This window comes from Micromonospora sp. CNZ297 (assembly GCF_007827625.1).
In genome coordinates, this window is the sequence record NZ_VISU01000042.1 from 1 (window position 1) to 24,890 (window position 24,890).

Here is a 24,890-nt window from a genome sequence, read left to right on the forward strand (position 1 = left end):
GCGACATCAACGGCGACGGCAAGGATGACATCGTCACCTTCACCTGCAACACCGACGCCGACGTCTACGCCGCCACCTCCACCGGCACCACCTTCGCCGGAACCACGATCAAGTGGCACGACTTCTTCTGCCTGACCGGCGAGTTCCCCTACCTCGCCGACGCCAACGGCGACGGCAAAGACGACCTCGTCGTCTTCACCAAAGGCACCACCAACGACATCTACGTCGCACTCTCCACCGGCACCACATTCGCCCCCTCCACCAAATGGCACGACTACTTCGGCCTCACCAGCGAAACCACACTCTGAGCCCGACGGCGAGCGACGCCGGCCCGGATCGGGACCGGCGTCGCTCGCCGTCCACCTACCGCTCCACCACGTTGCGCGAGCTGGAGGCAGGCCTGACCGACGGGCTGGCCTTCGCTGCCGCGCGTACGTTGCTGGTCGTGGCGGTTGTCGCGGTGCGGCTGCGGCAGCGGCGTCACCTGCGCCTGGCCACCTGACCGGCGGGGACGTGGGCGGAACCCGGGGAGACGATCGCGGTCAGGCCGGCGGTGGACAGCGTCGCCCCGCCCAGGTCGAGACGCCCACCGGTCGGGTCCCGCGATTCCGGGACCAGTATCCGGCCGGCGAGCAGGCAGATCACCACGATCGGGACGTTCACCAGGAAGATCGCACCCCAGGGCAGGTGAGCCAGGACGAGTCCGCCGATCGGCGGCCCGGCGGCGAAGCCCAGCGCGCTGGTCGCCGCCCAGATGCCGATCGCCGGGGACCAGCAACAACATCTTCCCGCTCGTCCCCGGCGTGGACGGCGTGGTACGCGACGAGAAGGGCAACGTCCGCTGCGTGGTCCTGCACGATACGCCCCTTGGAACCTTCGCCGAACGCACCCTGATCGACCCTCGCGCAGCGTGGTTCTACCCGACGGCGTGGACCCGGTGCGGATCGCCACCGCCATGAACCCGGGCGATGTCATCCTGGATCGCGCTGACGCGCCGCATCAACTTCACCGCGGGCCAGCGCGTCCTTGTCCTCGGCGCCGTCGGCAACGCAGGTCGGATGGCGATCCAGATCGCGAAGTACCGTGCTCGCTCGTCGAGCTCTTCGACGTCTGCATCGCCGGCCTCATGCCCACGACCGAGGAGCCGGTCGCTGGCGGACGTGGCCTCGCACCTGCGCTCACGTATTGCTGCTCAGCCTCAGCCACGGCGCTCACTGTCGATCACGTGCCCTCGCCCAGCCACCGCGCACGAGAAAGGAGCCGGATGGGTTGCGGGCCGACAGCCACGCCGAGGCCGGTCCGGCGCGTCGGATTTCCCACAGCGGGTGCCCGGACCGGATCCGCGGCGAGCGCGGGCCGTTATGGTGGGGACGCCGTGGTGTTCGGGAAGCCGGTGTGATGCCGGCGCGGCCCTCGCCACTGTGATCGGGAGACCGTCGGCCCTCGTCGTTTCGCGAGGTCACTGGGCAGAGATGCCTGGGAAGGCCGGCCGGCGGTTGCTTGTCCCGTCAGCCAGGAGACCGGCCACGGCACATTCGTCCCCGTCCACGAGGTGTTGGAAGGCGGTCCCGCTGTGCGGTTCCCCATGCCCTGGCGCGTTGCCGCGCCGTTGTTGCTGTCCACTGTGCTGCTCACCGGCTGCGGCGCCGATGCCAAGCCTGCTGCCGCACCACCGGCGGTGTCCGCTGGACCGGTCGCGGTGACCAACTGCGGCACCCCGGTGACCATCGCGGCGCCACCGATGCGGGTCGTCACCATGAACCAGGCCGCCACGGAGATCATGCTGGCCCTGGGCCTGCAAGATCGGATGATCGGCACGGCCTACCTCGACGACGCGATCCTGCCCGCCTACGCGGACGCCTACGCTAAGATCCCGGTGCTGGCCAAGGAGTACCCGACCAAGGAGAAGCTGCTCGAGGCTGAACCCGATTTCGTGTACGCGTCGTACAACAGCGCGTTCGGTGACGAGGGGGTCGGTGACCGCGCCGACTGGCAGAAACTCGGCGTCGGCACCTACATCTCCCCTGCCGGGTGCCCGGCGCAGACCCGGCAGGCGAAGCTCGCCATCGGCGACGTGTTCACCGAGATCCGCGAGCTCGCGGCGATCTTCGGGGTGAGCGACCGCGGCGAGAAGCTGATCGCCGACCACGAGGGCCGCATCGCCACGGCCGCAGGCACCGCCCGCAACGTGAAGGTCATGTGGTGGGACGGCGGCAGCGACGCCCCGAGCGTCGGCGCCTGCTGCGGCGCCCCCAACATGATCATGTCGGCGGCCGGGGTCACCAACGCCTTCGCCGACCTCACCGGCAGCTGGGGCGACACAAGCTGGGAGACCGTCACCGACCGCAACCCCGAGGTCATCGTGCTCGTCGACGCGAGCTGGGATCCCGCCGCGCAGAAGAAGACCTTCCTCGCCGGGCACCGCACCCTCAAGGACCTGCCCGCGGTCAAACAGCAGTGGTACGTGGTGATCCCGTTCTCGTCAACCACGGCCGGTGTCCGCAACGTCCTCGGCGTCGAAGCCCTCGCCCAGGGCATCGCCGCGCTGCCGTCCGGGGCCCCGAGCTGACCGCCGTCACCACCCGGCCCGCCCCGGTGCGCACCCACCGCCCGGTGCGGGCGGTCGGCCTGGCCGCGCTCGTGCTGGCTCTGGTCGCCGGTCTGGTGCTGTCGGTGGCCGTCGCGGTCACCATCGGCCCGGCCGACCTGACTGTCGGGACGGTGTGGACGGTCGTCGCCGGCCACCTGGGACTCGCGAACTCGGACGTGCCGCTGCTGCGCGACCACATCGTCTGGGACCTACGTTTGCCCCGGGTTCTCGGCGCCGCCACGGTGGGGGCGGGCCTGGCCGCGGCCGGTGCGGTCATGCAGACCGTCACCCGCAATCCCCTGGCGGACCCGTACCTGCTCGGGGTCTCCTCAGGGGCGTCGCTGGGCGCGGTCCTGGTGGTCGTGGCCGGCATCGGTAGTGGCGTAGCCGCGCTGACCGGCGGCGCCTTCCTCGGCGCCCTTGTCGCGTTCCTGCTGGTCGTGGGCCTGGCCGGGAGGTTCGGGGCATTGTCGCCGACGCGCGTGGTGCTGACCGGGGTCGCGGTGGGACAACTGTGCGCGGCACTGACCTCTTTCGTGATCATCTGGGTGGCCGACCCGCACGCCACGCAGAGCATCACGTTCTGGCTGTCCGGGTCGATGGCCCGCGCCGACTGGACGGCCCTGGGCTGGGCGGTACCGGTGCTGGTCGTGGTGCTGGCGGTGGTCGGCTGGCACGCCCGTACCCTCAACGCCTTCGCCTTCGGTGAGGAGGCCGCCGCGAGCCTCGGCGTCGAGGTGAACCGGCTGCGGTGGCTGCTGCTGGTCGGCACCGCCCTGCTGACCGCCGTGCTGGTCGCGGTCAGCGGCGCGATCGGGTTCGTCGGGCTGATCCTCCCGCACGCCGCCCGCCTGATCACCGGACCGGACCACCGGCGGCTGCTACCGGTCGCCGTGCTCGCCGGCGCCATCTTCCTGACCTGGGTCGACACCGCCGCCCGCACCGTCTTCGAACCGCGTGAGCTGCCGGTCGGGGTGCTGACGGCACTGGTCGGGGTGCCGGCGTTCTTCCTGATCCTGCGCCGCCGGGAGGTACGCGGCTGATGCTTCAGATCTCCGACGTCTCGTGGGCGGTGCCCGCCGCCCGCATCCTCGACCACGTCACCGGCACCGTCCCGGCGGGCAGCCTGGTCGGGCTGCTCGGCCCGAACGGCTCCGGCAAGACCACCCTGCTGCGGGCCGTCGCCGCCCTGGTGCGCCCGGATACCGGCAACATCACACTCGCAGGCGACGACGTGACTCGGCTGCGGCGCCTTGCCCTGGCCCGGCGCATCGCGTTGCTGGCCCAGCACGCCGAGACCGACCTCGACCTGACCGTCCGCGACGTGGTCCTGCTCGGCCGCATCCCGCACCGCCGGACCCGCTGGTCCGACACCGGCTGCGACCATGCCGCCGCGGTCGAGGCACTGGGCCGGGTCGACCTGGCCGGGTTCGCCGACCGTAAGTGGCAGACCCTGTCCGGTGGGGAACGCCAGCGCGTCCAGCTCGCCCGCGCGCTGGCCCAGGAGCCGGAACTGCTGCTGCTCGACGAACCCACCAACCACCTCGACATCGGCCACCAGCTTCAGCTGCTGCACCTGGTCCGCCGATCGCAGGTCACCGCCCTCGCCGCGCTGCACGACCTCAACCTGGCCGTCATGTTCTGCGACACCGTCGTCGTGCTGCACCACGGCCGGGTCGTCGCCGCGGGACCACCCGCACGGGTGCTCACCCCGGCGCTGCTCGCCGACGTGTACGGCGTCGACGCAGACGTGCGGGTTCACGACGGGCGGACCGTCATTGAGTTCCGGCCGCCGTCATGACCCGGCACGTGCTGCCGGTGCCCGGTCGGTCACCCACCACGCTGGCCACGACACGATCCACCAGCTCGCCGAGCAGATGGCCGCGCGTCTGGGCGTATTCGTGCACAGGTGTTTCCTCGACGGCGCGAAACCGTTTGCTGCACGCGGCGCTCGACGCGGCCACCGGTTCACTGGTCGGACGTGACCCGGCGGTTCGACGCGCCCCGCGCCGGCAACCCGATTATCCTGGCACGATGACCGAGGCCGGCGCTGGGCCGGCGTTCCTCGCGGCGCAGCAGGCGGCGGGAGTCATTGCGGCCAGACACCGCGGTGACTTCGCCGGCGCCGAGGAACTGCTGGGCGCCATCGGCGACGAGACCGTGCGCACCCGGGTTTCATGCTGCTCGCCGAACTCGCCCTTGGCCCTGGTCCAGTCACAGACAGGGCAGAGCATGGACGAACTCGTCCATGAGGTCACGTTGCTGATGGCCGAAGTGGTGGGCAGCGTCGGACACCAGCCCGGGCTGGACCTCGCCCACGCCGAGCCCGGCGGTCCGGCGGATGGACAGCAGGCGATACTGGGGCGGTGGAAGGACAGGCTCGCCGAACCGGGCGGCTCATGGTGGCGGGCACGACGTCGGACGCGGGCAAGAGCCGGGTGACGACCGCGTTGTGCCGGGCGTTCGCACGGCGCGGTGTTCGGGTCGCTCCGTTCAAGGCACGGAACATGGCGAACAATTCGATGGCGTGTGCGGGTGGGGCGGAGATCGGCCATGCTCAGTGGGTGCAGGCGCTGGCGGCGGGCGCAGAGCCGGCCCGGCAGGCCCGGCTGGATCTGCTCGCCGACCTGGCGGAGAAACACCTGGAGGTCGACGCGCTGCTGAACCTAGCCGAGCGGGGCGCTCCCGCGGCGCCGGTGATTGGACCCTACGCGTGAGGATTCTCGTGCTCGGTGGGACGGGCGAGGCCCGCGCGCTGGCGGCCTCGCTCGTCGACGACGGTGCCGTGGTCGTGACCTCACTGGCGGGGCGGGTCGCGCGTCCCCGGCTGCCGGTGGGGCAGGTCCGCGTCGGTGGCTTCGGCGGGATCGCAGGACTGGCCGCGTACCTGGCGGAGACCCGGGTGCGTGCCGTGGTCGACGCGACGCACCCGTTCGCGGAGAAGATCAGCGCCAACGCGGCGGCGGCGTGCCCGGCCGCCGGGGTTCCCCTGCTCCGTTTGGAACGGCCCGGCTGGGCCGCTCGCCCCGAGGCGTCGGCCTGGTACTGGGCCGGTGACCACAGTGAAGCTGCCCGGGTGGCGGCCGGTCTGGGCGACCGGCCGTTCCTCACCGTCGGACGGCAGTCGCTGGCGCACTTCGTCGAACCGTTGCGCCGGCACGCGTGCCTGGTTCGCGTGGTGGACGAGCCCGACATCGTTCTGCCGGTGTCGTGGAAGCTGCTGCGCAGCCGCGGTCCCTACACCCTCGCGCACGAGCGGGAGGTGATGGCGGGCACGGACGTTCTAGTTACCAAGGACTCCGGCGGTGACCACACGGTCGCGAAGCTGGAGGTCGCCGCCGAGCGGGCGATGCCGGTCGTGATCGTGCGCCGCGCCGGGCCGCCGGCCGGAGTGCCGCTGGTCCGTGACGTGGACGCCGCCCTGGCGTGGGTGCGGGCGTTGCCCGCACCCTGACGCGAGGTTCAGCCGGGAAGGTTCAGAGCGTGGCCGCCAGCTCCTGGCGGCGCAGCCGCTCGGCGGCACGGTCCGCGTCGCGTCCGACCAGACCGGTCAGCACTGCACCCAGGACCGCCCAAGTCGCGGCCAGGGTCGTGATCGACGAGATGCGGAAGTACCAGAGTGTGTCGGCCGGGAAACCGCCGACCTCGTTGACCGTCGGCAGCAGAGCCCCGGCGACCACGACGACCACGAGATAGGCGCCGGTACCGGCCAGCACCGCCGAGTATGCGCCCAGCTGGGGCAGCAGACGCCGGGCCAGGACCACGGCGCCGATCGCGGCGGCCAGGCTCAGTGCCCAGAACCCGAAGTACAGCGCGGTCCGCTCGTTGATCGTGTCACCGGAGCCGACCGCCGGTGGTGTGGCGGGGTACTTGAGGAACGGCACGAGGGCGGTGGCGACGAAACCGACGGCGGCGACCACCGCGGTGCTGGCCCGTGCGGACAGGGAGCCCAGACGCCCGGCGGCGAAGGCGGCAGCGAGCGCGGTCGCTCCACCGAGGACGATGCCCACCAGGATGGTGCCCAGTGCCAGGCCCCCGGTGGACTGGGTGCCACGCGAGACCTCGGCCTCCTCCTCATCGTGGCTGTGAGACTGCTCGGCGGTGGCATTGTCGTGCGGGTGCTCGGCGGCACCGGCTTCCTCCAGGGCGATGGCTGCATCGACCTGGGGTTCGGCGACGACGTAGGAGACGAGGAAGGCCGCGAAACCGGCGATGAGCCCGGCCAGCAGCCCGTGAACGAGAAAAGTGCGAGGGGTCATCAAGGGTCCGTTCGAGAGCCGGCCGCGGGCATCACGAAACGCCCGCAGCGCCGGTGACGAGGAAAGACGAAAACTCCGGCCGGGCCGGGCGAACTGCCGCGTGGCGTGGTGTCAGTGGCAGGGGAAGCCCAGCACGTGCCGTGCGTCGTGCGTCAGCTCGTGGATGAAGGTGCCCTCGAAGACGGAGAAAGCTCCCTGCTCGGCGCCCACGAAATACAGGACGACGGCGGTGACCAGCGCGAAGAACAGCGCCCAGGGGGCGAGCGCGCGAACGGGGATGGTGGGAAGAACGGCCGGAATGGCCGTGGTCGCCTGAGGCATGACACTCCTTGGGATGCTGCGTCCCGTCGATGGGTGGTCGACCTGGCTGGAGGGTCTGGCTTCGCCGCGAGCGGCGTCACAGTAGCGCGACTGCGCCGGATTCACACCGGCTTCCTTCAGCAGGGTGGCACGACCATATCAGGTATCGGAGCAACGCGACGCTGTCGCGACTGCCTGCACGGCGGCCGGTCCGAGGGCGACGACGTGGCCGATCACCGTTACGGCGGGCGCGCCGATGCCGGCCTCGGCGGTGTCGGCGACGACGTCGGCGAGGGTACTGCGCAGCACCCGCTGGCCGGCCGAGGCGGCGTCCGCGACGACGGCGCAGGGTGTGTTCCGGTCGAGACCAGCGGCGACGAGCGCGTCGGCGATGGCCGCGAGGTTGCGCATGCCCATCAGCACCACGAGGGTGGTGCCGGTGCGGGCGAGGGCGGCGTAGTCGATCGACGAGTCGGGATGGCCGGGCGGTACGTGGCCGGAGATGACGGTGAAGCCTTGCACGAGTCCGCGGTGGGTGACCGGGATGCCGGCCAGCTCCGGGGCCGCGATGCTGGAGGTCACGCCGGGTATCACGGTGGTGGGGACGCCGGCTTCGGCGCACGCGGTGACTTCCTCGAAGCCGCGGCCGAAGACGTACGAGTCGCCGCCCTTGAACCGCACAACGTGCCGTCCGGCGCGGGCGTGCTCGACGAGCAGCGCGTTGATCTGTTCCTGGCTCGTGCTCCGCCCGTACGGGATCTTGGTGACGTCGATGATCTCGGCGTCCGGGCGCGCCCACTTCAGGGCCTCCCACGGGGCGAGCCGGTCGGTGAGGATCACGTCGGCCTGCTTGACGGCCGCGCGTCCGGCGACGGTGACCAGCCCCGGATCGCCCGGGCCGGCGCCGACCAGCGTGACGTGTCCGGCCGTTCGGACCGCTGCCGCCGACCCGGCCTCCGAGGGTGCGACGGTACGCAGCACGACGTCGAACCGGCTCTCGTCGACCGGGGTGGTGACCCAGGTCAGGCGCCCGCGGAGGGCGAGGTCCTCCAGCGCGGCGCACACGGCCGGCGCGGCGACGGTGACCAGGGCCCGCTTGTGCAGCAGCGCACTGACCGTGACGGCGGCGGGTGCGCTCCCGTCGAGGACGAGCACGCTACGGCCGGTAAGGTTCAGCTGCATGTGACGGTGATTCCTAACGTGCTGAGGAGACAGCCGTCCGGTGTACGGCCTCGGTGAACGACTGGGCCAGATGCGGGTGCCCAGCCCAATGCACGTGCAGATAGGACGCGCTGAGGCTGGGGGAGGCGAATCCGGCATTGCGGCCCTCGATGCGCCAGGCGGGGTGCTCGCCGTGACCGGGTGTGACGGTAGTGCGGTGGAATTCGTGGCCGGTGGCAGCGGTTCCCCGCTCGCCGAGCAGCTGGTCCGAGCCGAGTCCGGCACGGTGGTACGCGAGGGTGAGGCGCGGCGTCATGACTGCTTCGGCGTCGAGCGCCCCGACCATGGGATGGCCGTCGACGGAGCGGCACAGATACAGCAGGCCGGCGCACTCGGCGACGGTGGGGACGCCGTCGAGGACGGCCTGGCGCAGTTCGTGGCGCAGCGTCGTGTTGGCGCTCAGCGTGGACGCGTGTACCTCGGGGAACCCCCCACCGAGGTACAACCCGCGTGTCCCGGCGGGAAGCCGCTGGTCGCGGGCCGGGTCGAACGGAACGACGGTGCAGCCCGCCGCCTGCAGCAGCTCGGTCGTCTCGGCGTACCGGAAGGTGAAGGCACGCCCGGCCGCGACCGCAACCACCGGTGATCCGGCGCCCAGCCGCCGGACGTGCGCGGCGGGATCCCATGGCTGGGCGTCCAGATCGGGTGCGGTGCGTGCCACCTGCAGCACCGCATCGAGGTCCACGTGGCGGGCGATCTGCTCGGCCAGCACGTCCAGGGCGGCGGCGGCCTCCTCACGTTCGGCTGCCGGCACGAGCCCGAGGTGGCGCGACGGGGCGCTGACACCCTGGTCGCGGTGCAGGATCCCGAGCACCGGTACGCCGGTGGATTCCACCGCCCGGGCCGCCTCGGCGGCGTGGCGGGCGGACCCGGCTTTGTTGAGCACGACACCCGCGACGGTGACGCCGGCCTCGAACGTGCCCATTCCGTGCACGACGGCCCCTACGCTGCGCGAGGTGTGCGAGACGTCCACGACCAGCAGGATCGGGGTGGCGGTCAGGGCCGCGAGGTGCGCGGTAGAGGCGAAACCGTCGCCGCCGATGCGGCCGTCGAACAGGCCCATGACCCCTTCGACGATGGCGATGTCCGCGTCGCGTGCGCCGTGCAGCAGCAGCGGGATCACGAGTGAGGGGTCGGTCAGGTGCGGGTCGAGGTTGCGGCCGGGGCGTCCGGTGGCCAGCGCGTGGTAGCCGGGGTCGATGTAGTCGGGCCCCACCTTGTGCCCCGACACGGTGTGCCCGCGCGCGGCCAGCGCGGCCATGAGCCCGGTCGCGACCGTGGTCTTGCCGTGGCCGGAGGCCGGCGCCGCGACGATCAGCCGCGGAAGGCTCACCATTCGATGCCTCGTTGGCCCTTCTGGCCGACGTCCATCGGGTGCTTGACGTGCTGCATCTCGGTCACCAGATCGGCTGCCTCGATCAGCCGGTGGTCGGCCCGGCGCCCGGTGACGATCACGTGCTGACGGCCGGGACGGTGGACCAGTGTCTCCACGACGTCGCCGACGTCGACCCAGCCCCACTGCATCGGATAGGTGAACTCGTCCAGGATGTAGAGCTGGTGCCGTTCCGCCTGGATACGGCGCTTCACCTCCGCCCAGCCCTCGGCGGCGTCCGCGGCGTGGTCCGCCTCGGTGCCGCTCTTACGGCTCCAGGACCATCCGGAGCCCATTTTGTGCCACTCGACTGGCCCGCCTTCGCCGGTCTGCTCGTGCAGCAGCCCGAGCCTCTCCAGGACGGTCTGCTCCCCGATGCGCCACTTGGCCGACTTCACGAACTGGAACACCCCGATGTCCCAGCCCTGGTTCCAAGCGCGCATCGCCATACCGAAGGCGGCGGTCGACTTGCCCTTGCCGTTTCCGGTGTGGACCATCAGCAGCGGCCGGTTGCGCCGCTGGCGGGTGGTGCTGCCGTCGTCCGGGACGGTGAGCGGCTTACCCTGCGGCATCAGGCCACCCCCGCCCGCGGAGCGGTCGCCGTGCGAACGACCCCGGTGAGCCCGTCGGCGGTCACTTCACCGAGCGGCACGTGCTCGGCCCTCAGATGAGTGGCAAGCCGGGCGGCGAGGCCGAGCCGGAATCGTCCGGTCTCGCAGTCCACGACGACGACCTGGACACCGCTGGTGGCGAGCGCGGCGGCGGCGCGGTGGGCACGACCCAGCGGGTCCGGGCCGGAGGTGGCGCGGCCGTCGGTCACCACGACGAGCAGGGGCCGGCGGGACGGGTCGCGCAGCGCCTCCCGGCGCAGCACCTCCCCACTGCGTTCCAGGCCCTCCGCGAGCGGGGTCCGGCCACCGGCCGGTAGGTCGGCCAGGCGGCGGGAGGCGACGTCGACCGAGCCGGTCGGTGGCAGGACGACCTCGGCGGTGTGCCGGCGGAACGTCACCAGTGCGACCTTGTCCCGGCGGCGGTAGGCGTCCAGCAGCAGCGACAGCACAGCGGTCTTGACCTGCTCCATGCGGCGGCGGGCCGCCATCGAACCGGACGCGTCCACGCACAGCAGCACGAGGTTCGACTCGCGCCCGACGGTCTCGGCCCGGCGCAGGTCGCCGGGCACGAGCGCGAGGCCGCGACCGCCGGTCAAGCCACCCCGGGAATGCTGATGCGGCGCCGCCGCGGTGATGGTGCCCGGCAGGTGCAGCCGGCCGTCGCCGGACGTGCGCCGCCGCTGCCCGGCGACACGGCCCTGCGGTGTTCGTGCCCGGGACCGCCGGCCGGCCTGACCGTCGCCGGTTCCTTTCACGACCAGCAAGCGGGCACGTGCGGGCTCGCCTGCGGATGCCATCGATGTGGCGGCCTGCCGTTCGGGCTCCGGTACGGGCGGGCTCTCGCCGGGAGAGCCGGGCACGTCCCCGGCCGATCCGTCGTGCCCGGTGTCGTCGGGCAGACCGCCGCCGGGACCGTCGGGTCCGGGGTCGGGGTCGTTGTGGCCGAGTAGGTCGTCCAGGCGGTCCTGGTCCAGGCCGGGCTCGTCGAAGGGGTTGCGGCGGCGGCGGTGCGGCAGCGCGAGACGGGCGGCGATGCGGATGTCCTCGAGTGTCACTCGCGTACGTCCCCGCCAGGCCGCGTGCGCCGCGGCGGCGCGAGCGGTGACGAGGTCCGCACGCAGGCCGTCCACGTCGAACGCGGCGCACAGCTCGGCGATCCTGGTCAGCGTCTCGTCGTCGAGCACGACACCGGCCAGCGAGCGCCGGGCGGCGGCCAGCCGGGTGCGCAGGGCTTCCTGCTCGCCGGCCCAGCGTGTGGCGAAGCCCTCCGGGTCGGCGTCGAATGCGAGCCGGCGGCGGACCGCCTGCACCCGCAGGACGGGGTCACGCGGGGCGGCGACCTCGACCGTCAGGCCGAACCGGTCGAGCAGCTGCGGGCGCAGTTCGCCCTCCTCCGGGTTCATCGTGCCGATCAACACGAACCGGGAGGCATGCTCGACCGAGACACCGTCGCGTTCGACGCTGACCCGGCCGGTCGCCGCGGCGTCGAGCAGCAGGTCGACCAGGTGGTCCGGCAGCAGGTTGACCTCGTCGACGTACAGCAGGCCACGATGGGCCCGGGCCAGCAGGCCAGGCTCGAACGCGACGACGCCGTCTCGCAGCGCGGCATCGAGCTTCAGCGATCCGGTCACCCGGTCGTCGCCGGCTCCGACGGGTAGTTCGACGAGGCGTACCGGCCGTTCGACGACGGGCGTGGGCACGTCGAACGGCCCGTCGGGGCAGACCGCCGAGGGATCGTCCGGGTCGATGGAGAACCGGTCGCCCGCATAGACCCGTACCGCCGGGAGCACCTCGGCGAGGCCGCGCACGGTAGTGGTCTTGGCAGTGCCCTTCTCCCCGCGGATCAGGACACCGCCGATGAGCGGATCGATCGCGACCAGGGTGAGGGCGAGAGTCATGTCGTCGGCGCCGACGACGGCACAAAAGGGGTACTGCGCTGGCATGTAGGGCTCCCGCTCGATCTGCCATGGCGGTCCACGACGCGGCATGCGCCGTGGATCGGATCGAGGCCGGTCTTCGGACTTCCCAGGTCAATGCCTGGATCACCGCAGCGGGCCCTGTGCCGGATTCTCACCGGCTTCCCAGATTCTCCCCGCGACCACGGTCGTGGGGCACCTCGAACCTGTGCATCACCATAGACGCCCCGGTGGCCGGGGCAAGGGCCGGTGGGCGGCTAGGGTGCATCTCCATGGAGGAGCGGGTGACCGTGGTGGGGATCGGGGCTGACGGGTGGGTGGGTCTGCCGGAGCCGTCCCGGGCGCTGGTGCGGGCGGCCGCGACGCTGCTCGGCGGGCGGCGGCACCTCGAGGCGGTGCCGCCCGTCGACGGCCAGCAGCGCGTGGCGTGGCCGTCGCCGCTGCGGGACAATCTGCCAGGTGTGCTCGCCTCCGCGCGAGGGCCGGTTGTCGTGCTGGCCTCCGGCGACCCGCTCGTGTCGGGTATCGGCACGACGCTGCTGGACGTCCTGGGCCCGGAGCGCGTGACGATCGTGCCCGGGGTCTCCTCGGTAGCCCTCGCCCGAGCACGTCTCGGATGGCCGGCCGAGTCCGTCACCACGGTCAGCCTGGTCGGCCGGGACCTACGGCTGATCGTGCCTGCGCTCTCGGCCGGGCGCCGGCTGCTCGTGCTGTCCAGCGACGAGACGACACCCGCGGCCGTGGCCGCGGTGCTGACCGGGCTCGGTTGGGGGCAGTCCAGGCTGGTCGTGCTCGGTGACCTCGGTGCCGCCGGTGAGTCGTGTACCGCGACCACCGCGGCCGGGTGGGACCTGAACGACGTGCCGCGGTTGAACGTTCTCGCTGTCGAAGCTCGCGGTGCCGGTCCGGGCTGGGCCTCGGGCGGCGTGTTGCCCGACGACGCGTTCGAGCACGGCGGGCAGATCACCAAACGTGACCTGCGGGCCAGTGCCCTGGCCCGGCTCGCGCCCGCGCCCGGTCAGCTGCTGTGGGACGTCGGCGCCGGCAGCGGCTCGATCGGTGTGGAGTGGATGCGGGCCTGGCCGACGGCACGGACGATCGCGGTGGAGCCCCGCTCCGACCGGGCCGCGCTGGTGCACCGCAACGCCGCTGCCCTCGGCGTGCCGGGTCTGTGTCTGGTCGAGGGTTCGGCGCCCGGGGCCCTGTCCGGCCTGGACCGTCCCGACGCGGTGTTCGTCGGCGGCGGGGCCACCGTCCCCGGCGTGCTGGACACCTGCTGGGATGCGCTCGGCGCCGGTGGACGGCTCGTCGTGCACGGTGTCACCGCCGAGACCGAGGCGGTGCTGCTGAAGCAGCACAGCCGGCGCGGCGGTGAACTCGTCCGCCTGCACGTCGAACGCGCCGAACCGCTCGGCGGCTTCACCGGCTGGACGCCCGCACGGGCAGTCAGCCAGTGGTCCATCGTCAAGGGAGATTCATGACCGTCCATTTCGTCGGGGCCGGGCCCGGCGCCGCCGACCTGCTCACCCTCCGCGCGGTACGCCTGCTCGAGTCCGCCGACGTGTGCCTGTACCCGGGCACGTACCTCGACGCCGAGGTGCTGGAGCACTGCCGTGACGACGCCCGGCTGATCGACACCCAGCACCTCGACCTGGACCAGATCACCACGCACCTGGTCCAGGCACACGCCGACGGGTCCGAGGTCGTACGGCTGTGCTCCGGTGACCCGTCGCTGTACTCGGCGGTGCACGAGCAGGCACGCCGGCTCGACGCCGCCCGGGTCCCGTGGGACGTCACGCCCGGCGTGCCGGCCTATGCGGCTGCTGCCGCCGCCGTCGGCGCCGAGCTGACCGTCCCGGAGCTGGCCCAGTCGGTCGTGCTCACCCGCGCGCAGGCCCGGTCCACGGTCATGCCGTCGGGAGAGAAGCTCGCCGCGTTCGCCGCGACCGGCGCGACGCTCGCCCTGCACCTGGCGGTCACGCGTACCCGCGAGCTGGCCGCCGAACTGGCCGGCTACTACGGCCACGACTGCCCCATAGTCGTGGTGCACCGGGTGTCGCAGCCGCAGGAGCTCATCCTGCGCGGCACGCTGGCCGACATCGGCGGCCGGGTCGAGCAGGCCGGTCTGCGACAGGCAGCGGTCATCCTGGTCGGCCCGGCGCTGGCCGGGGACGTCCGTGGCGGCGAGTCGTTCCTCTACTCGGCCGGTCGCGAGCGCCGCGTGCGCGGCTGATCAGGGCACGAAGCGCGGGCTCCAGACACGTCCGGCCGCGGTGACTCGCGTCGCCGAGGCGCCGATGATCAACAGGCATTTCATGTCGATGCTGCCGGGGTCCAGTTCGCCGAGCGAGGTGACGGTGAGACTCTCCCCGGCCCGGCCGATGTCGCGGCCCACGACCACGACCGTCCGGGGGGACTTGTGCTCCAGCAGCACGGCCCGGGCCTGCGCGACCTGTTCGGTGCGTGAGCGTGAGCGCGGGTTGTAGAGGGCCAGCACCAAATCCGCCTCGGCGACAGCGCGCAGCCGCTTGACCACGACCTCCCACGGCTTGAGCCGGTCCGACAGGCTCATCACCGCGAAATCGGCCCCGATCGGCGCGCCCGCGCGCGCCGCGACCGCCTGGACGGCGGAGATCCCGGGTACGACACGGATGGCGACGCCGGCGTAGCGGGGGTCCTCCGCGGCCTCGAACACCGCCGACGCCATGCCGAAGACGCCCGCGTCACCGCCGGAGACGACCGCGACGCGCTCACCGGCGAGCGCCAGTTCGAGCGCCTGCCGGGCCCGCTCGAGCTCGACCGTGTTGCCGGAGGCGTGGCGGACGAGTCCGGGGCGCTGCGCGACGCGCTGGACGTACGGGCCGTAGCCGACGACGTGGCCGGCCTCGGCGAGCACCTGCGACGCCTCGGGGGAGAGCCACCGATCGGGACCGGGGCCGAGGCCCACGACGACGACCTCGGCGCCGGGATAAGGTTCGGTGACCCTGGTGGCCGGGAGGTCGTAACGGGCCACTCCGGGCCGGGTGTCGCCGGGGACCAGCACGATCGAGAAGTACGGCACCGTGGCGGGGTCCACGTCGGCGACAGGCAGTACCCGCTCGGCGGTCATCGACGCCCGTTCGACGTACCAGGAGCCCTCGACGCGCCCGGCCTGCTCGAGCGCCGAGCGGACCTTGGTGAACGTCCGGCCCAGCTTCATGATCACCGCCCCGTCGGTGTCGGCGAGACGCCGGGCCAGCTCGGGCTCGGGCAACGTTCCCGGCAGCACGGTCAGCACGTCGGTCTGCCGGACCAGCGGCAGGGCGGTGGTGGCGGTGGCGGCGGCGAAGGCGGGCACACCGGCGACGACCTGCGTGTCGAACTCGCCGGCGAGCCGGTCGTGCAGGTACATGAACGAGCCGTAGAGCATCGGGTCGCCCTCGGCCAGCACGACCACGTCGCGGCCCGCACGAAGGTGGGCCCGCAGCCGCTCGGCGGCTTCGGCGTAGAAGTCGGCCATCGCCCCGGCGTACCCGCCCGGGTGCTCGGTGCTCTGGGTCGTCACCGGATAGACCAGCGCCTCCTCGATCACGTCGTCCGGGAACAGCCCGGCAGCGATGCGGCGCGCGTTGGACTGTTTGCCGACACCCTGGTGGTAGGCGATGACCTGGGCCGCGCCGATCAGCCGGGCGGCTTTGAGCGTGATCAGTTCGGGATCACCCGGGCCGACCCCGACGCCGGACAGCCGCCCGGTCACTCCGCCTCCCGGGCGAGGGCGTTGAGCGCGGAGGCGGCCATCGCCGAGCCGCCCCGGCGCCCGGTCACCACGAGATAGGGCACGTCGAGGCCGGGGGCGTCGGTGGCGAGGTCGATGAGCGCCTGCTTGGACTCGGCGGCGCCGATGAATCCCACCGGCGTACCGATGATCGCAGCTGGTCGTGGCGCGCCGTCGCGCAGCATCTCCAGCAGGTGGAACAGGGCCGTGGGGGCGTTGCCGAAGGCGACGACCGCGCCGGCGAGGTGGTCGGTCCACAGCGACACCGCCGCCGCCGACCGGGTCGTTGCCCACCGGTGGGCAAGCGCCGGGACCTCGGGTTCGTGCAGAAAGCAGCGGACCTCGTTGTCACGGGGCAGGCGGGCGCGGGTAACGCCGGCGGCGACCATGTGCGCGTCGGTCAGGATCGGCGCCCCCGCCTCCAGCGCCCCGCGGGCGGCGGCCACCAGGCCGGGGTGGATCACCAGGTTGCGGGTGAGGTCGGTCTGGCCGCATGCGTGGATCATCCGCACCGCGACCTTCTCGGCGTCGGCCGGCACACCCGAAAGATCGGCCTCGGCACGGATGGTGGCGAACGAGGCGTCGTAGATCGCCGCGCCGTCGGTGACGTAGTCGTAGCGGCGTGCCGGTGTGGTGAGACTCATGCGTTCTCCAGATCGGGGACGAGCAGGGTGCGGTACGGGGTGACGACGATCTCGCCGGCGCCGAGCGCGCGGATCTCCTCCAGCAGGGGAGCGTCCACTCGGCCGCCGGAAGCCGCGAGGTGCGCGGTGACGCGGCCGTCATCCTGAACGATCCTGCCCAGCGCGGGTGGAGGTGTGCTCACCCGGGTCCGCTCGGCACGGTCGAGTACGGTGCCCAGCAGCGCGGCGCCGGCGCCGGGCAGCTCGTCGACGTGCCAGGGTGAGTCCGGCCGGTCACCCGCGAGCCCGGCGAAGCGTACGGCGAGCCCGGTCAGCGCCGCGGCGGCCTCGTCCAGCCGGATGACTGGCCCCCACGCCGAGGTTCCGGCGCGTAGCTGCGCGGTGTCCGAGTCGAGCGCCACCAACCCCAGGTCCAAGTCACGGCTGACCAGATCACCGCGGCCGTCGTCAAGCACGAACAGGAACCGTCCGGTCAGCGCGGTGAGCCGGGGCTCGGCGCGCAGCCGTGCGTCGAGTCCGGCGACGACCGGGTGTAGATCGGCCCGGCCGCCACTGCGTCCGGTCAGCGGTGAGGCGAGGATGTTGCGGACCAGCTCGTGCGACGTGGACGGTACGAGCCCGGTCGCGATGACGTCGGCGACGACGGTCTCGGGCAGCCGCCCACCGTCGTGCTCGAGACCGCGCACCTGCAGGTTGGCGCGGCTGGTCAGGTGGACCGCGCCGTCGCCGTGCGCACGGGCCACCTCCACGAGTGCGCACAGCGCCGCAGTCGGCACGATCCCGCCGGGGACGCGCACCCGCACGAGCGCGCCGTCGTCGGCGATCCATGGGCGCAGCAGGCCGGGACACAGGTCGCGGCGGGTCCTCTCGGTCACGGCGACATGGTGCCAGAGCCCGTCCCCGGCGACACCGGCTGTCGGTGCTACCGTCGTGATGCCAGTCAAACTCAGCCATGAGCCAGGGAACCCGGTGCGAATCCGGGACTGACGCGCAGCGGTGAGGGTGACGGGCGGGGCACGACGCCACTGGACCCACGGTCTGGGAAGGCGCCCCGTCCGGTTGATCCCGAGTCCGAAGACCTGCTGGCCGCAGATCCGTCTGCGACACGTGCCCATCCAGGCCTCGCGCACAGGCCCCGGACGAAAGAAGACCCCGTGTCCCGATCGCACCGGATCACCGGCTCCTGACCCCGTGAGCGTCCTCGTTCACGTCGCGACCGCACTGACGGACGCCGCGTCGCCGGTGCTACGCGGGCAGGCCGAGGCAGCCGGCGCCCGGCTGGCCTTCCTGCAAGCCGGCGAGCCGACGCTGACCCATGTGCTCGACCTGCTGCACGCCGAGGGCGCCCGGGAGGTTCGCCTGGAACCGGTGAGCACCGACGACCTGACTTTCGCCCGTTCGTGGGTGGGACGCGTGGCCGGCCACTGGCACCGTCAGCAGATCGACCCGCCGGTCATCCGGTTCGGCGAGCGCGCGATCACCGGGCACGAGGCGCCACTCACCTCACCGGCCTGGGACACCCTGCCGCCGTACCGCCATCATCTACTGCTGTGCCGCGGCCCGCGCTGCAGTGCCCGCGGCGCGGACGAGACCTATCGCGCGATCGTGGGCGCGCTCGTCGAGCAGCAGCTCACCGACGCCGACGTCCTCATGGCCCAGACCGGCTGCCTGTTCCCGTGCAACCACGGACCAGTCGCCGTCGTGCACCCCGACGGCACCTGGTACGGGCCGGTGCGACCCGGCGACGCGGCACGCCTCGTCGGCGAGCACCTACGCGCCGGCCGTCCGGTCGGCGACCTGCGCCTCGGCTCCCGTGTCACCGAAGGAGAAACATGACACGCATCGCCCTGCTGTCCACCTCGGACACCGACCTGCTCTCGGCGCGGGCCAGCAACGCGGACTGGTCCTGGGCCAACCCTGCCCGGCTCACCGGCGAGCGCCGCGACACCCTGACCACCGAGGCCGACGTGGTCGTTCTGCGGGTGCTCGGCTCGCCCGAGGACGTACGCGACCTCGCCGCGCTGATCCGCGGCACCGGCCGTCCCCTGGTCGTGCTCGGTGGGGAACGGACGCCGAACGCCGCGTTGATGGGGCTGTCGACCGTCCCGATCGGCGTCTGCGCCGAGGCGCACCGCTACCTCGCCGAGGGCGGCGCGGAGAACCTGCGCCAACTGCACGCCTTCCTGTCCGACACCGTGCTGCTGACCGGCGAAGGCTTCGAACCGCCGGCCGTGCTGCCCGAGTGGGGAGTCAGCCGGCAGCCGGCCCCGGACGCCCGGCCCCGCGTCGGAGTCCTGTACTACCGGGCCCACGAGGTGAGCGGCAACAACGCGTTCGCCCACGAACTCGCCGATGCCATCGACACCACCGGCGTGGCCGCCGGCGTACCGATCTACGTCTCGTCACTGCGGGCGGCGCCCGAGGAGTTGTACGCCGAACTCGCCACCCTGGACGCGATCGTCGTCACGGTCCTGGCCGCCGGCGGCGCCCGGCCCGCCACCGCGAGCGCCGGCGGCGACGACGAGTCCTGGGACGTCGAACGGCTGCGCGCCCTCGACATCCCCGTGCTGCAGGCTCTGGCGCTCACGTCCGGCAGAGCCGAGTGGGAGGCGTCCGACGAAGGCGTCACCCCGCTCGACTCCGCGACCCAGATCGCCATCCCCGAGTTCGACGGCCGCCTCATCACCGTCCCGTTCTCATTCAAGGAGGTCGACGCCGACGGCCTGCCCCGCTACGTGACCGACCCTGAGCGATGCACCCGCGTCGCGGGCATCGCCGTCAACCACGCCCGACTGCGGTATGTCCCGCCCGCCGAGCGCAAGGTGGCCCTCGTCCTGTCGGCCTACCCGACCAAGCACAGCCGCATCGGCAACGCCGTCGGCCTCGATACGCCCGTGTCGGCGATCCGATTGCTGCGCGCGATGCGAGATGCCGGCTACGACCTCGGCGCACCCGGCGCAATTCCCGGGCTCGACCCGCTGCTCCCGGTCGAGGGAGAGGATGCCGACACGACGGCCGGCAACGCGCTCATCCACGCTTTGATCGCCGCCGGTGGGCAGGACGAGGAGTGGCTCACGCAGGCTCAGCTCAGCGAGTCGCACGTGCGTATCAGCCGGGACGACTACCGGCGCTGGACTGCCGGATTGCCCGCCGCGCTGCGCGACGCCATGGCCGAGACCTGGGGCGAGGCTCCCGGCTCGCTTTTCGTCGACGACGACGGCGACATCGTGCTGGCCACCCTGCGCGCCGGTAACGTCGTCATCCTCATCCAGCCCCCGCGTGGCTTCGGCGAGAACCCGGTCGCGATCTACCACGACCCGGCCATGCCTCCGTCGCACCACTACCTGGCCGCGTACCGCTGGCTCGAACACGGCTTCGGCGCCGACGCGGTGGTGCACCTCGGCAAACACGGCTCGATGGAGTGGCTGCCGGGGAAGAACGCCGCGCTCTCAGCCGCCTGCGCCACGGACGCGGCAATCGGCAGCATGCCGTTGATCTATCCGTTCCTGGTCAACGATCCTGGCGAGGGTGCCCAAGCCAAGCGCCGCGCGCACGCCACCATCGTCGACCACCTGGTGCCGCCGATGGCACGCGCCGAAAGCTACGGCGACATCGCCAAGCTGGAGCAACTGCTCGACGAGCACGCCAACATCGCCGTGATGGACCCGGCAAAGCTGCCCGCGGTCCGCCAGCAGATCTGGACGCTGATGCAGTCCGCACAAATGCATCGCGACCTCGGCCTGGACGAACGGCCCGGCGACGAGGAGTTCGACGACTTCCTGCTGCACGTCGACGGCTGGCTGTGCGAGATCAAGGACGTACAGATCCGCGACGGATTGCACGTGCTCGGCCAGGCGCCGACCGGACAGGCACGCGTCAACCTGGTGCTCGCCGTGCTCCGCGCGACACAGGTCTGGGGCGGACAGAACCGGGCACTGCCCGGCCTGCGCGCCGCGCTGGGTCTTGCCGAGGACGCCCCGGCGGCCGACGTCGACGCCGTGGAAGCGCAGGCCCGTGCCCTGATCGAGGCGATGGAGAAGGCCAGCTGGCAGGCTGACGCGATCGACGCGCTGCACGACGACCCGGTGGTACGCGACGTCCTGCGCTTCGCCGCCGAGCAGGTCGTGCCGCGACTGGCCGCCACCACCGACGAACTGACCAACGTCCTGCACGCGCTCGACGGCGGTTTCGTCCCGGCCGGGCCCTCCGGCTCCCCGCTGCGCGGACTGGTCAACGTCCTGCCGACCGGCCGTAACTTCTACACCGTCGACCCGCGGGCCGTTCCGTCCCGTCTGGCCTGGGAAACGGGACAGGCGATGGCCGAGTCCCTCGTCGCCCGGCACCTCGCCGAAACCGGCGAGCATCCCCGATCGGTCGGCCTCTCCGTGTGGGGCACCTCCGCGATGCGCACCTCCGGCGATGACATCGCCGAGGTGCTGGCGCTGCTGGGCGTACGCCCCACCTGGGACACGGCCTCACGCCGGGTCAACGGCCTGGAGGTGATCGGCCTCGACGAACTCGGCCGGCCCCGCATCGACGTTACCGTGCGCATCTCGGGATTCTTCCGCGACGCCTTCCCGCACGTCATCGAACTCCTCGACGACGCCGTGCAGCTCGTCGCCGGGCTCGACGAACCCGATGAGCGCAACTACGTGCGGGCACACACCCGCCACGACCTCGCCGAGCACGGCGACCAGCGGCGGGCCACCACGCGGATCTTCGGTTCGAAGCCCGGATCGTACGGCGCCGGCATCCTCCAGGTCGTCGAGTCCGGCACCTGGCGCGACGACGCCGACCTGGCCGCCGTCTACACCGCCTGGGGCGGCTTCGCCTACGGCCGCGGCCTCGACGGAACCGCGGCAACCGACGACATGCGAACCAACTACCGGCGCATCGCCGTCGCCGCGAAGAACATCGACTCCCGCGAGCACGACATCGCCGACTCCGACGACTACTTCCAATACCACGGCGGCATGATCGCCACGGTCCGCGCGCTGACCGGCGCCGAACCCAGGGCGTACGTCGGTGACTCCACCACGCCGGACGCCGTACGCACCCGCAGCCTGCAGGAAGAGACCAACCGCGTCTTCCGCTCGCGGGTGGTCAACCCGCGCTGGATCGCGGCGATGCAGCGCCACGGCTACAAGGGAGCGTTCGAGCTCGCCGCCACCGTGGACTACCTCTACGGCTTCGACGCCACCGCCGGTGTCGTCCACGACTGGATGTACGAGTCGCTGGCCCGCGAATACGTCCTCGACGAGACGAACCAGCAGTTCATGCGCCGCGCGAACCCCTGGGCACTGCGCGGCATCGTGGAACGGCTGAACGAGGCCGCCGACCGTGGACTGTGGGCCGAACCGGACGCCGAGGTCATGGCGGAGATGGCCCGCGTGTACCTCGAGGTCGAGGGAGACCTGGAGGATCAGGCGTGACACGGCGCCTCACCCTGGTCGGCCTCGGCCCGGGCGACCCCGAACTGGTCACGGCCCAGGCCGTCCGGGCACTCAACGAGGCCGACTACTTCCTTGTCGCCGACAAGACCGGACAGCACCCGGGCACGGCCGACCTCATCGCGATGCGAGAGGCGATCTGCGCCCGGCACGTCACCGGCGCCTGGCGGCTCGTGCACGTACCCGACCCGGAACGCGACCGTGCCGACCCGGCCGACTACACCGGCGCGGTACGCGACTGGCACGAGGCACGGGCCCAGGCGTTCGAGCAGGCATTGCTGGACAACCCGGGAGACGCCGCAGTGCTCGTCTGGGGTGATCCGGCCCTGTACGACTCGGCGATCCGTGTGGCCGACCGCATCGCCGAACGCGCACGGGTCGACATCACCGTGGACGTCGTACCCGGCCTCAGCAGCATCCAACTGCTGGCGGCACACCACCGGCTCGTCCTCAACACAATCGGTGGCCCGATCACCATCACGACCGGTCGCCGCCTGCTCCACGACGCGGCGACACACGACAACCTCGTCGTCCTGCTCGACGGGGCATTGACCTGTCGCCAGCTCCCCGGACTGTCGGCCTGGCAGATCTGGTGGGGCGCGAACCTCGGCTCGTCCGACGAGCAACTGGTGGCCGGCAACCTTGACGAGGTCGCCGACCGGATCTGGTCCCGGCGGACGGCGGCGAAACAAAGCCGCGGCTGGGTCATGGACACGTATTTGTTGCGCCGGGCCGGCAGCCTCGAGCGGCGATCCTGAGAATCACATCCTTTGACCCACCGATGATCACCCAGCCGCGAACGCACTCCTGCGATCGCTGGCCGCAACCCGTTACCGTGCGTGCCGCTCTAGCGCCTTGCGCCGAGCCCTGAGCGCGAGCGTAGTGTGGCGCGCGGTGGCCACTGCGCGGCTGAATCAGCTCGCGGTGCAGGTAGGTGTCGGTGTGGTGGGTGTACTGGTGGTGGAGCCGAGGAAACCGAAGGTGGTGCTGGCGCCTGGGGCGAGGCTGCCGTTGTAGCTGACGTTGCGGGCGGTCACCGCGGATCCCTGATTGGTGACTGTCGCATTCCACGCCTGGGTGACCGTCTGCCCCGCGGGGTAGGTCCAGGTCACGGTCCAGCCGTTGATCGCCGTGCCGCCCGCGGTGACCCGCACCTCGCCCTGGAAGCCGCCCGACCACTGGCTGGTCACCGTGTACGAGGCGGCACAGCCGCCTCCGCCAGTCGGCGGTGGGGTGGTCGGCGGGGGCGTGGTCGACCCGCCCCAACCGGTGGTCGAGTCGAGCCAGGCAGCGCGGCGCAGCATCCAGTCCCGCATGAACTGGACCTGCCCCTGCCAAGTCGGTGAAGTCGGCGTGACGAAGGGCCCGATCATCCGGGTGCTCAGGTTGGGCCAGCGCTGGAAGTTGCGCTGTGCCCCGTTGGTCAGCGGACCGGTGAGGGCGTTGATTCGGGACTGCAACGATGCGTCGGACAGTGGGCCACGGCGCAGCGTCTGCCAGCGCAGCCGCACCTCGTTGACGAAGGCCGGGTCACGCATCAGCTGCGTGTACCAGTCGTTGGCCACCGGTTGGCGGATCTGCTGGTACTGCCAGCCGGATGTCTGGTCGTTCTGGAAAAAGCCGCCCACACCGAAGGTGAGGTTGTAGTCCCAGAGCGGGCCAGCGGAGATCTTGGTGTCGCGGTCCTTGTAGAAGTACGCGCTGCGGATGTACGAGTCCATCTCCCGGCTCAGCTCGTTGATGATGAGCTGGTCTATGAAGGAGGGCACGTCGATGTACGCCCGGTAGCCGGTGACCGGGTCGGCGAAGTTCGGTGCCCGCAGGACGTTGTGGAATTCCTGAAGATGGTTACGCAACCAGTCGCGTTGCTCTGGTTGCAGGGGGGACGGATCGGTGACCTCAAGGTAGTTCCAGCAGCTTGCCGCCGGCCCGGTGCAGGGCAGGATCGGCTCCTCGGCGAGCTGGGCGACGCGGGGCAGCGGGAGGTGGCCAGGCGGTACGCCGCCGCGTGGGAGTCCGGCGACGTCGAGACGATCGTTGCGATGCTGACGGAGGACGCGCGGTACTCGATGCCGCCGCTGACCGTCTGGTACGAGGGCCGTGAGCAGCTCCGCGGCTTCCTGACCGAGGTGACGGGCGGGCGGAGGTGGCGGTTCCTGCCGACGAGTGCCAACGGGCAGCTCGCGTTCGGGACGTACCTCTGGAACGACGCGGCTGCCGCCTACCTGCCGGCGGGGCTGGACCTGCTCGTGCTGCGGGGGCGCCGGGTGGCCGAGGTCGTCTCGTTCCTCGACGTGCCCCTGCCCGACTTCGACCTGCCAGATCGGCTGCCGGGAAGGAAGTCGCAGACGGGCCTGCACCTGTAGTGCACGCGGCCAGCGCGTCGCCTCGGCGAGGTCCGGACCGCTCGGCGTGGCTGGTTTCGGCGGTTGTGGGGGAGGGGCAAGGATAGGAACCGACGACAACCCCTCCGGAGGGACGGCTCTCGTGGAAGTTACCGGCTTCTTCACCGCGATCATCATCGGTCTGGTCATCGGCGCACTCGGCCGCCTGGTGGTGCCGGGCAAGCAGAACATCCCGATCTGGCTGACCCTGCTCATCGGTGTGGTCGCTGCGATCCTCGGCACCCTCGTCGCCGGTGCGCTCGGTGTCGACGACACCCGCGGTATCGACTGGATCGAACTGGCCATCCAGGTCGCCTTCGCCGCGATCGGCGTGGCGCTCGCGGCAGGCGCGTACGGCCGGCGCCGTATTCGCTGACCGCTCCCGGCAC

Annotated in this window: 21 protein-coding genes, 6 pseudogenes and 4 riboswitches; of the genes and pseudogenes, 15 read left to right on the top strand and 12 right to left on the bottom strand. The window is 71.8% G+C overall.

Annotation, left to right across the window (positions count from 1 at the left end; all coding sequences use genetic code 11):
* Both FB454_RS33405 and FB454_RS35640 read left to right on the top strand, forming a co-directional pair.
* On the top strand, positions 1-308 hold a 308-nt coding region (locus tag FB454_RS33405), incomplete at its 5' end, for an FG-GAP repeat domain-containing protein (RefSeq protein ID WP_145824190.1).
* Positions 309-379: 71 nt separating this feature from the next.
* Complete coding sequence (locus FB454_RS35640) at positions 380-502, top strand: hypothetical protein (protein ID WP_255348685.1); 123 nt, start codon at positions 380-382, stop codon at positions 500-502.
* 29 nt (positions 503-531) lie between these two features.
* Here the strand turns inward: FB454_RS35640 and FB454_RS33410 are convergent.
* A pseudogene (locus tag FB454_RS33410) lies at positions 532-771 on the bottom strand (MFS transporter); the annotation flags it as partial.
* 588 nt (positions 772-1,359) lie between these two features.
* Positions 1,360-1,543, top strand: a riboswitch (cobalamin riboswitch).
* 42 nt (positions 1,544-1,585) lie between these two features.
* Here FB454_RS33410 and FB454_RS33420 point away from each other — a divergent pair.
* From FB454_RS33420 to FB454_RS33445, 6 genes and pseudogenes are all read left to right on the top strand, one after another.
* Positions 1,586-2,569: an ABC transporter substrate-binding protein gene (locus FB454_RS33420; protein ID WP_013476127.1), complete on the top strand. Its 984-nt coding sequence runs from the start codon at positions 1,586-1,588 to the stop codon at positions 2,567-2,569.
* 26 nt (positions 2,570-2,595) lie between these two features.
* On the top strand, positions 2,596-3,633 hold the full coding sequence (locus FB454_RS33425; RefSeq protein WP_013476128.1) for a FecCD family ABC transporter permease: 1,038 nt from the start codon (positions 2,596-2,598) through the stop codon (positions 3,631-3,633).
* Positions 3,633-4,140 (top strand): annotated as a pseudogene (locus tag FB454_RS33430) (ABC transporter ATP-binding protein); the annotation flags it as partial. The gene FB454_RS33425 and the pseudogene FB454_RS33430, both read left to right, overlap by 1 nt.
* Before the next feature lie 484 nt (positions 4,141-4,624).
* A complete protein-coding gene (locus tag FB454_RS35645) occupies positions 4,625-5,032 on the top strand; it encodes a hypothetical protein (protein ID WP_063778319.1) in 408 nt (135 codons plus the stop codon).
* Positions 4,990-5,184: pseudogene (locus FB454_RS35650) on the top strand (nucleotide-binding protein); the annotation flags it as partial. The gene FB454_RS35645 and the pseudogene FB454_RS35650, both read left to right, overlap by 43 nt.
* 119 nt (positions 5,185-5,303) lie before the next feature.
* On the top strand, positions 5,304-6,044 hold the full coding sequence (locus tag FB454_RS33445; RefSeq protein ID WP_036311826.1) for a cobalt-precorrin-6A reductase: 741 nt from the start codon (positions 5,304-5,306) through the stop codon (positions 6,042-6,044).
* A gap of 22 nt (positions 6,045-6,066) precedes the next feature.
* Here FB454_RS33445 and FB454_RS33450 read toward each other — a convergent pair whose 3' ends face one another.
* From FB454_RS33450 to FB454_RS33475, 6 genes are all read right to left on the bottom strand, one after another.
* Positions 6,067-6,849, bottom strand: coding sequence for a CbtA family protein (locus FB454_RS33450; RefSeq protein ID WP_145824191.1), 783 nt, complete (start codon positions 6,847-6,849; stop codon positions 6,067-6,069).
* Between the two features lie 111 nt (positions 6,850-6,960).
* Positions 6,961-7,170: a CbtB domain-containing protein gene (locus FB454_RS33455; RefSeq protein WP_013476133.1), complete on the bottom strand. Its 210-nt coding sequence runs from the start codon at positions 7,168-7,170 to the stop codon at positions 6,961-6,963.
* Positions 7,169-7,309: riboswitch (adenosylcobalamin (AdoCbl) riboswitch) on the bottom strand. (Overlaps the previous gene by 2 nt.)
* Entirely contained in the window at positions 7,309-8,331 is a 1,023-nt protein-coding gene (cobA, locus tag FB454_RS33460) for a uroporphyrinogen-III C-methyltransferase (protein ID WP_013476134.1), read from the bottom strand. (Overlaps the previous riboswitch by 1 nt.)
* A 13-nt stretch (positions 8,332-8,344) precedes the next feature.
* Positions 8,345-9,706, bottom strand: coding sequence for a cobyrinic acid a,c-diamide synthase CobB (locus FB454_RS33465; RefSeq protein ID WP_013476135.1), 1,362 nt, complete (start codon positions 9,704-9,706; stop codon positions 8,345-8,347).
* Entirely contained in the window at positions 9,700-10,314 is a 615-nt protein-coding gene (cobO, locus tag FB454_RS33470) for a cob(I)yrinic acid a,c-diamide adenosyltransferase (RefSeq protein WP_013476136.1), read from the bottom strand. Before cobO ends, FB454_RS33465 begins: the two co-directional genes overlap by 7 nt.
* Entirely contained in the window at positions 10,314-12,296 is a 1,983-nt protein-coding gene (locus FB454_RS33475) for a magnesium chelatase subunit D family protein (RefSeq protein ID WP_013476137.1), read from the bottom strand. The genes cobO and FB454_RS33475 overlap by 1 nt, the downstream gene beginning before the upstream one ends.
* A 47-nt stretch (positions 12,297-12,343) precedes the next feature.
* Positions 12,344-12,487: riboswitch (cobalamin riboswitch) on the bottom strand.
* A gap of 54 nt (positions 12,488-12,541) precedes the next feature.
* Here FB454_RS33475 and FB454_RS33480 point away from each other — a divergent pair.
* Positions 12,542-13,750, top strand: coding sequence for a bifunctional cobalt-precorrin-7 (C(5))-methyltransferase/cobalt-precorrin-6B (C(15))-methyltransferase (locus FB454_RS33480; protein ID WP_064448784.1), 1,209 nt, complete (start codon positions 12,542-12,544; stop codon positions 13,748-13,750).
* Entirely contained in the window at positions 13,747-14,502 is a 756-nt protein-coding gene (locus FB454_RS33485; RefSeq protein ID WP_013476139.1) for a cobalt-precorrin-4/precorrin-4 C(11)-methyltransferase, read from the top strand. Before FB454_RS33480 ends, FB454_RS33485 begins: the two co-directional genes overlap by 4 nt.
* On the opposite strand, the gene FB454_RS33490 is transcribed toward FB454_RS33485, so the two are convergent.
* Genes FB454_RS33490 through FB454_RS33500 form a run of 3 tightly spaced genes read right to left on the bottom strand, consistent with a single transcriptional unit; the run spans position 14,503 to position 17,542 of the window.
* The gene (locus tag FB454_RS33490; RefSeq protein WP_013476140.1) at positions 14,503-16,005 is read right to left on the bottom strand and encodes a precorrin-2 C(20)-methyltransferase; all 1,503 of its coding nucleotides are present in this window, start codon (positions 16,003-16,005) and stop codon (positions 14,503-14,505) included. It lies immediately after the preceding gene.
* Complete coding sequence (locus tag FB454_RS33495; protein ID WP_013476141.1) at positions 16,002-16,667, bottom strand: precorrin-8X methylmutase; 666 nt, start codon at positions 16,665-16,667, stop codon at positions 16,002-16,004. Before FB454_RS33495 ends, FB454_RS33490 begins: the two co-directional genes overlap by 4 nt.
* A complete protein-coding gene (locus FB454_RS33500; protein WP_030275071.1) occupies positions 16,664-17,542 on the bottom strand; it encodes a sulfite reductase subunit beta in 879 nt (292 codons plus the stop codon). Before FB454_RS33500 ends, FB454_RS33495 begins: the two co-directional genes overlap by 4 nt.
* 45 nt (positions 17,543-17,587) lie before the next feature.
* A riboswitch (cobalamin riboswitch) is annotated at positions 17,588-17,768 on the top strand.
* A 90-nt stretch (positions 17,769-17,858) separates the two neighbouring features.
* Between FB454_RS33500 and FB454_RS33505 the strand changes: the two genes are divergently transcribed.
* Genes FB454_RS33505 through cobF form a run of 3 tightly spaced genes read left to right on the top strand, consistent with a single transcriptional unit; the run spans position 17,859 to position 22,875 of the window.
* Positions 17,859-18,503: a (2Fe-2S) ferredoxin domain-containing protein gene (locus FB454_RS33505; RefSeq protein WP_013476143.1), complete on the top strand. Its 645-nt coding sequence runs from the start codon at positions 17,859-17,861 to the stop codon at positions 18,501-18,503.
* Complete coding sequence (gene cobN / locus FB454_RS33510) at positions 18,500-22,099, top strand: cobaltochelatase subunit CobN (RefSeq protein WP_030502026.1); 3,600 nt, start codon at positions 18,500-18,502, stop codon at positions 22,097-22,099. Before FB454_RS33505 ends, cobN begins: the two co-directional genes overlap by 4 nt.
* On the top strand, positions 22,096-22,875 hold the full coding sequence (gene cobF, locus FB454_RS33515; protein WP_013476145.1) for a precorrin-6A synthase (deacetylating): 780 nt from the start codon (positions 22,096-22,098) through the stop codon (positions 22,873-22,875). The genes cobN and cobF overlap by 4 nt, the downstream gene beginning before the upstream one ends.
* A gap of 156 nt (positions 22,876-23,031) precedes the next feature.
* Here the strand turns inward: cobF and FB454_RS35655 are convergent.
* Positions 23,032-23,370: pseudogene (locus FB454_RS35655) on the bottom strand (cellulose binding domain-containing protein); the annotation flags it as partial.
* A 39-nt stretch (positions 23,371-23,409) separates the two neighbouring features.
* Positions 23,410-24,096 (bottom strand): annotated as a pseudogene (locus FB454_RS35660) (CotH kinase family protein); the annotation flags it as partial.
* Between FB454_RS35660 and FB454_RS33525 the strand changes: the two are divergent.
* Together FB454_RS33525 and FB454_RS33530 are read left to right on the top strand one after the other, a co-directional pair.
* Positions 24,019-24,483, top strand: a pseudogene (locus FB454_RS33525) (nuclear transport factor 2 family protein); the annotation flags it as partial. The pseudogenes FB454_RS35660 and FB454_RS33525 sit on opposite strands and share 78 nt — an antisense overlap.
* A gap of 121 nt (positions 24,484-24,604) precedes the next feature.
* Positions 24,605-24,877 carry a GlsB/YeaQ/YmgE family stress response membrane protein gene (locus FB454_RS33530; RefSeq protein ID WP_013476147.1) on the top strand — a complete coding sequence of 91 codons (273 nt, stop codon included), beginning with the start codon at positions 24,605-24,607 and terminating at the stop codon, positions 24,875-24,877.
* Positions 24,878-24,890: the final 13 nt, after the last annotated feature.